This window comes from Streptococcus sp. Marseille-Q5112, from assembly GCF_916700555.1.
Taxonomy (GTDB): domain Bacteria; phylum Bacillota; class Bacilli; order Lactobacillales; family Streptococcaceae; genus Streptococcus; species Streptococcus symci.
Map to the genome: position 1 here is coordinate 1 of NZ_CAKAKP010000023.1, position 6,451 is coordinate 6,451.

Annotated in this window: 6 protein-coding genes; all 6 read right to left on the reverse strand. The window is 41.7% G+C overall.

What is annotated here, in order from left to right; translation table 11 throughout:
• Positions 1-388: sce7725 family protein (locus LG372_RS09535; RefSeq protein ID WP_225742694.1), on the reverse strand; the 388-nt coding region annotated here is incomplete at its 3' end.
• Positions 389-400: 12 nt separating this feature from the next.
• Entirely contained in the window at positions 401-1,234 is an 834-nt protein-coding gene (locus LG372_RS09540) for a sce7726 family protein (protein ID WP_125386772.1), read from the reverse strand.
• Between the two features lie 214 nt (positions 1,235-1,448).
• Positions 1,449-2,996, reverse strand: a complete 1,548-nt coding sequence (purH, locus tag LG372_RS09545) for a bifunctional phosphoribosylaminoimidazolecarboxamide formyltransferase/IMP cyclohydrolase (protein WP_225742695.1) — start codon at positions 2,994-2,996, stop codon at positions 1,449-1,451.
• A 200-nt stretch (positions 2,997-3,196) separates the two neighbouring features.
• Entirely contained in the window at positions 3,197-3,742 is a 546-nt protein-coding gene (gene purN / locus LG372_RS09550) for a phosphoribosylglycinamide formyltransferase (RefSeq protein WP_225742696.1), read from the reverse strand.
• The gene (gene purM, locus LG372_RS09555; RefSeq protein ID WP_225742697.1) at positions 3,739-4,761 is read right to left on the reverse strand and encodes a phosphoribosylformylglycinamidine cyclo-ligase; all 1,023 of its coding nucleotides are present in this window, start codon (positions 4,759-4,761) and stop codon (positions 3,739-3,741) included. Before purM ends, purN begins: the two co-directional genes overlap by 4 nt.
• Before the next feature lie 224 nt (positions 4,762-4,985).
• A complete protein-coding gene (purF, locus tag LG372_RS09560; protein WP_225742698.1) occupies positions 4,986-6,428 on the reverse strand; it encodes an amidophosphoribosyltransferase in 1,443 nt (480 codons plus the stop codon).
• Positions 6,429-6,451 lie beyond the last annotated feature (23 nt).

Below are 6,451 nucleotides of genomic sequence, written 5' to 3' on the forward strand. Positions count from 1 at the left end.
CTTGTAAATCATCGGGCTTCTTACATACTGTTATTTGTTTGCCAATATCTGCAATAGACTTAAAATTTTCTTCTAAACTATAATCCTTACTCATCAACGAAACATAATAAAAATTCTCACTTTCATCAATCAAACTATCCAATCGAGTAGCAAGATTACTTTTAGAAAAATCGCTATATTCCTCCAAAAAAGATCCTACACCTGGATTCATTACAATAGAACATTTCTGCCTCTTATCTTTAAAACCCTCCAAAGTACTTACCAGTGTAGGAGATAATCTTACCGGTTCAATAATTGGAATTACAGCGCTACCTAATTTATTATTTTCTAACAATTCTCTAAGAGCAATCAACTCATACTGTCTTCCTCTCAAATACGGAAAATACATATAAATACTCCTTTATTCATTTAAAAACTGCTTTAATGCCTTAAAATCCTTAGGTTTAAAATTCATGAAATACACCAAAAATTTAAGCTCATAAGGAACATCTGCAAATAAATCTTTATCTATTGAACTCCTCTTCTTCAATTCCATAAGAAAATCCGAATAAAACTGTTCCAATGGAATCTTTTTGGTTAATAATTTACAAACGTCATAATACTCAAATTGAGACACATCTGGTAACGAATTAAAATGTTTCTCAATAATGTTTTCATATTCCCCCTTACGAAGTATTTTAAAAATTATTTCCCTATCTAAATCAGTATTGTACTTCTCTGGTTTAATTATTGTTTTAATTTTGCTGTTTCTTTGGAGCACATAAAGACCTACAGGTTTTTTTAACAACTTAATCTTCTCCAAAGCTAAATTTACATTTTTTTCATGAGTAACAATTGCAACATGATTAAATGCTCTATAGTATTCTGTGATTTGATTTTCTAATCTGTCAAAATTATCAAATTCAGTTTTGATTTCATATACCACAGCTTTTCCATTTATTAAAATAAAATCTGGTTTTGCATTTCCAACAGGTATTTCAGTCAAAGCAGTAGTAGTATTTATACTATGTACCCCTAATAATAATTTATTTAACAACGTATTTTTATAAAAATATTCATTTCTATACGATTGAGAGAGTTTCATATAAGTATTTTGAATTATAGACAAATTATTACCTAATTTATGATGTTGCGATACACACTCAAAAATTGGATCTTTTTTATTTTGTACGAGGTTTTTTATAGTATTTCTGGAAAAAAATCTATTTATTAAATAATTTTTTTTAATTTCCAAATTAATCCCCTCCTTAATTTCGCCCTTCTAACATTCATTATATCAAAAATATCTACTTCTAACACGATTTATCATAACTTTATTTATCACCTTTATTCTAAAATTATGATGTTTTTCTAACTTACCAACAAGTTTCGTTTCTCATAATTTTTTATTAATCTATTACTTAATTTCAAAAAAAAGGAAAGAAACTTTTTTCTTCCCTTTAACCTTCTTAATGTCTAAAATGTCTCACTCCTGTGAAGACCATGGTCAAGCCGTATTTATCCGCAGCTTCGATAGATTCTTGGTCACGGACGGACCCACCTGGCTGGATGATAGCCTTGATACCTGCTTTGGCGATTTCTTCCACATTATCCGCAAATGGGAAGAATGCATCAGAAGCAAGCACAGCGCCATCAAGACGGTCTTTAGCTTGGTCAATGGCAATACGGACTGAAGCCACACGGTTGGTTTGACCTGGGCCAACTCCAAGTGTCATGTGGTCGTTGGTCACGATAATTCCGTTTGATTTGACGTATTTAATAGCTTTCCAAGCAAACTCAAGAGCTGTCGCTTCTGTCTCAGTTGGTTGGCGTTTGGTCACCACTCGCCAATCGGCTGGGCTTTCCTTGACCACATCTTGGTTTTGCACCAGAAGTCCACCAACTACACCTGTGTATTCTGCTTCCACTTCGCTAGCCTCTTGAGCATCAAATGGCAAGGCAAGGATACGCAAGTTTTTCTTTTTATTGGTCAAAATAGCTAGCGCCTCATCCGTATAGCTTGGTGCGATGATGATTTCAAGGAATACACCATGCATCTTCTCAGCTGTCGCAGCATCCACCTCACTGTTGAGAACAACGATACCACCAAAGATAGACACTGGGTCAGACTCATAAGCGTAGTCCCAAGCAGTCTCGATGTCATCAGCCTGACCGATTCCACATGGGTTCATGTGTTTGAGAGCCACAACGGTTGGACGGTCTTTAAAATCACGGATGATACGAATGGCCGCATCCGCATCGCGGATATTATTGAATGACAATTCTTTCCCGTTGAGCTGTTTCGCTGAAGCAATCGAGTAGTCAGTCGGCAAGGCTTTTTGGTAGAAGTCCGCGTCTTGTTGAGGGTTTTCACCGTAACGCATAGCTTGTTTGAGGTCATAGGTCAAAGTGAGCTTTTCAGGTTTGCTTTCCCCCACTTGAGCTGTGAAATACTCTGCAATCAAGGCATCATAAGCCGCAGTGTGACGAAAAACCTTGGCTGCCAAACGTTGACGAGTTTCGTAAGTCGTTTCACCATTGGCTGACAACTCGTCCAAAACCACTGCATAGTCAGCAGGGTCTACCACAACCGTCACGCTGGCATGGTTTTTAGCTGCTGAACGAAGCATAGATGGCCCGCCGATATCGATATTCTCCACCGCATCAGCATAAGTCACGTCTGGTTTGAGAATGGTTTCCTTGAATGGGTAAAGGTTGACCACAACAAGGTCGATGAGCTCGATTTGATTGTCTTTGGCCGCTTCCAGGTGACTATCCGAGTCACGACGAGCGAGGAGTCCACCGTGAATATTTGGATGAAGGGTCTTGACACGACCGTCCATCATCTCTGGAAAACCAGTCACATCATCGATCGCAATGGTGTCCACCCCAGCATTATCAAGGGCAATCTTGGTTCCACCAGTCGAGATAATCTCCCAACCAAGTTTTTTAAGTTCTTGGGCAAATTCAACAATGCCCGCTTTGTCTGAGACGCTGATTAAGGCGCGTTTAGTCATGTTTTTTCCTTTCATTTTCAAACTCTCTACCTACGCATTTTTCGATTCATAAAGTATAGGGAGACGATTACCAAGACTCCCAAAATTACTGTCAGTAAAAATCTCCCCCAATAGGGAATCTCTGGGAACAAAAAATTTACTAGTAAACGTAGAATGATTACCAAGGTAATCAAGGAAAGTGTTTCCAACCATTTTTTCATTTACTTGTCCAATAATTCTCTAATAACCTCTGGATACAACTTGTACTCTGCCTCATGAATCCGAGTTTCAAAACTTTCAATGGTATCATCAGCCAACCGTGGTACACGTACTTGTTTGATGACCTTTCCTGTATCCACTCCAGAGTCCACCCAGTGAATGGTCACGCCGCTCTCTGCAACGTCAGCATTCCAAGCGTCCTCAATCCCATGAGCTCCTGGAAATTCTGGCAGGTAGGCTGGATGAATGTTGATAATCCTGCCTTCATAAGCTGCCAGTAAAGTAGGCCCAACAATTTTCATGTAGCCCGCTAGGCAAACCAAGTCAATCTGATGTTCTTCCAATAGTTCGACAAGGGCTGCTTCGTAGTCTGCCTTGCTCTCAAACTCCTTGAGTTCAAAAGCATAGGACAGAACGCCGAGCTTGTCTGCACGTTCGAGCACATAGGCATCACGATGGTCTGAAAAGACAAACTCTACTGGAAATTGTTCCGCTATCACCTGAAAATTTGAGCCATTACCAGAGGCAAAAACCGCTATTTTTTTCATTTGATGATGACACTTTCGTTTTCTTTCTTGAAGATGCGACCAATTTCATAGACTGGTTCATCCAACAATTCCTTGACACGGCCTACATTTTCAGGGCTAACTGCCAACATGAGTCCCACACCCATATTGAAGATTTCAAACATTTCTTTATGTTTGATCTGACCATATTTTTCAAGGGCTTTGAAAATCGGTAAAACTGGAACCTTGTCTTCCTCAATCTCAGCAGCCAAGTCAGCTGCAAACATACGAGGGACATTTTCGATAAAGCCACCACCAGTGATGTGGGCAATGCCGTTGACCAACTCTTCCTTGATGAGTGGTAAGACACCCTTGACATAGATACGAGTCGGCTCAAGAAGAACTTCCTTGAGTTGCTTGCCTTCCAATTCTGGCAGGACTTCCTCACCTGTGTAATCCGCAAAGACACGACGGACGAGAGAGTAACCATTGGAATGAATCCCACTTGAAGCAAGTCCGAGAAGAACATCTCCCTCTGCCACTTTTGAACCGTCAATGATTTGAGATTTTTCAGCCACACCGACCGCAAAACCAGCCAAGTCATAGTCATCTTCGCCGTACATGCCAGGCATTTCAGCCGTTTCCCCACCAATGAGGGCAGCACCAGCCTGCACACAACCTTCTGCCACACCAGCAACGACTTGCTCTAGCTTAGCTGGTTCATTCTTGCCAGTTGCGACGTAGTCAAGGAAATAGAGGGGCTCCGCACCTGCAGCGATGATATCATTGACACACATGGCTACACAGTCCTGACCGATGGTATCGTGCTTGTCGTACTTGATAGCCAGCATGAGTTTGGTTCCGACACCATCAGTTCCTGAAATCAAGACAGGTTCTTTAACCCCAGTCTTTGAAAGGTCAAACATACCACCAAAGCCACCCAGAGCTCCCATGACACCTGCACGCTCCGTACGAGCCACGTGCTTTTTGATTCGTTCAACAACTTCATAACCTGCTTCAACATCCACACCAGATTGAGCGTACGCATTTTTATTTGCCATTTTATTTTTCCTTTTCTTTTTTTGGGAAAGACTGCGACGTATTTTTAGATAAACAATTATTTTATCTAAAAATACTAGTCAGGTCTCTAGCTTTGGTCCCATAGGAGAAAGCGTCTACTGACAAATGCTTTAGCTTTTAGTCAGTAGTGAGACGTGGAGCATAAGCATTTTTATTTGTCATTTTGTCTCCTCTTCCTTTCCTTTAATGGAGAATCTTTATCCGTCTATTTGTAAAAACTGGTCTTTTCTTCCAAACTTCGACGATAGTCTTCCTCATAGTCGTAGAGAGGTGTTGGGTAGTCACCGTCAAAGTAAGCGACACAGAGACCACCATTTGGCGCATCCGTTTCAATACCAATTGAATCAATCAACCCCTCAATAGAAAGATATGTCAGACTGTCCGCACCAATGATTTGGCGAGTTTCTTCGACCGTTTGATTAGCTGCAATCAGCTCCTGACGGGTCTGGATATCAATCCCGTAGAAGCATGGATAAGCTAGCGCTGGACTGCCAATAGCAACGTGAACCTCAGTTGCACCCGCTTCTTTCAAGAGCTGAACGATACGACGAGAGGTTGTTCCACGTACAATAGAGTCATCAATCATAACCACACGCTTGCCTTTTACAACGCCTGAAACAGCAGAGAGTTTCATCCGTACCCCTTGCTCCCGCAATTCTTGAGTCGGTTGGATAAAGGTCCGTTGCGTGTATTGGTTCTTGATAAGTCCCATTTCATTTGGCAAGCCTGATTCTTCCGCAAATCCCATAGCCGCGCTAAGGGAAGAATTGGGCACACCGACCACGATATCCGCCTCATGCTTGAATTCACGCGCCAATTGGGCACCCATACGTTTGCGAGCCGTATGGACATTGACACCGTGGATATTAGAATCAGGGCGAGCAAAATAGATATACTCCATAGAACAGATTGCTAACTGAGTATCATCCGTATAGCTATCATACTGGATTCCCTTGTCATCAATGATCACAATCTCACCTGGCTTCAAATCACGAATCCACTCTGCACCAATAACCTCAAAAGCACAGGTTTCAGAGGAAACAACCACCGCTCCGTTGGCCATTTTCCCGATAGAAAGCGGACGGAAACCATTGGGGTCAAGGGCAGCAATCAACTTGTCCTCAAACAGCAAGATATAGGCAAAACCACCTTTAACTAGACTGAGCGCTTCCTTGATTTTGCCCATCAGGCTAGGATTATGACTGCGACGAATGAGGTGAGCCAAGATTTCCGAGTCCGAAGTCGCGCTGAAAATCGCGCCTCTTTGTTCCAGTTCTTTCTTGAGAGAGGCTGCATTGGTCAGATTTCCATTATGAGCCAAACCAAACTGCATATCATGAAAACGGAAGAGGAAGGGCTGGATGTTATCTACAGAAGCTTCGCCAGCAGTCGCATAACGCACATGTCCAATCGCACTAGTTCCTGTCAATTTATCCAAATTAGCTGGATTTCTGAACACTTCTGATAGAAGGCCCATATCACGATGGCGCTTCAAGTTCCCCTGATCATTGGAGAGGATTCCTGCCCCCTCCTGACCACGGTGCTGAAGAGTATGAATGACAATCCCCAAAGGCTCTGGAATAGAGTGAGTCGTTCTAAAGAAAGTTGCCTTGAGATTTTTAAAGGTCAACTCAGTGTTGTGGTTGATTTCGTAAAGTTTGGCGTTGCGCA

What these genes read in the sequence shown, in the direction of transcription:
- purH (WP_225742695.1), bottom strand. Translation starts at nt 2,996, where the DNA reads ATGACTAAACGCGCCTTAATCAGCGTCTCAGACAAAGCGGGCATTGTT.
- purN (WP_225742696.1), bottom strand. Translation starts at nt 3,742, where the DNA reads ATGAAAAAAATAGCGGTTTTTGCCTCTGGTAATGGCTCAAATTTTCAG.
- purM (WP_225742697.1), bottom strand. Translation starts at nt 4,761, where the DNA reads ATGGCAAATAAAAATGCGTACGCTCAATCTGGTGTGGATGTTGAAGCA.